General features: G+C 58.3%; 2 pseudogenes. One reads left to right on the forward strand and one right to left on the reverse strand.

What is annotated here, in order from left to right:
* Window positions 1-127, forward strand: a pseudogene (locus MKK70_RS15315) (IS5/IS1182 family transposase); the annotation flags it as partial.
* A gap of 216 nt (window positions 128-343) precedes the next feature.
* Here the strand turns inward: MKK70_RS15315 and MKK70_RS15320 are convergent.
* Window positions 344-607: pseudogene (locus MKK70_RS15320) on the reverse strand (IS3 family transposase); the annotation flags it as partial.

A 607-nucleotide genomic window follows, 5' to 3' on the forward strand; every position in this document is an offset into this window, starting at 1 on the left:
GGTCGAGCGCTTCTTCAGCAAGATCAAGCACTTCCGCGCCGTCGCCACCCGCTACGACAAGGATCCCGATAACTTCCTCGCCAGCGTCAAACTCGCTGCCGTCCGGGTCTGGCTGCGAACTTTATGAGTCCGCGACCTAGCGCTCGACGAGATGATCAAGCGGCGCTGAGGCCGCGGTATCTAGGTCCGAGACCACATACAGAGGCGGCTCGGTTTGTTTGAACCGCAACTTAGGCTTAGATAAGCGGATATCTTGCCGGTTCCCGGCGGGCGCGGAATGCGGCAGCCTGTCGAAGTAGGCTTGGTCGGGCGTTCGGCATTCAAGTCTCGAATAGAGTTTTCACCCGCTGTAAGAGGCGAGGTACCGGGCAATCTATACGTGCGCCGTACTCACGCTGTCGTAGGCGTGCAGATAGATTTCTTCGTATTCGGCCGAGCGCCACAGACGCTCGACGAAAATATTGTCGCATCATGCGATTCAGCCGTCCATGCTGATGGTGATCCCGGCCTTCAGCAGCACACTGGTGAAGTTGTGGGTGGTGAACTGCTTGCCTTGTGATCAGTGTTGACTATCTCCGGCTTGCCGTGCCGGGCGGACGCGTTGGGT

The sequence above is a fragment of the Methylobacterium sp. E-041 genome (assembly GCF_022829665.1).
GTDB lineage: Bacteria > Pseudomonadota > Alphaproteobacteria > Rhizobiales > Beijerinckiaceae > Methylobacterium.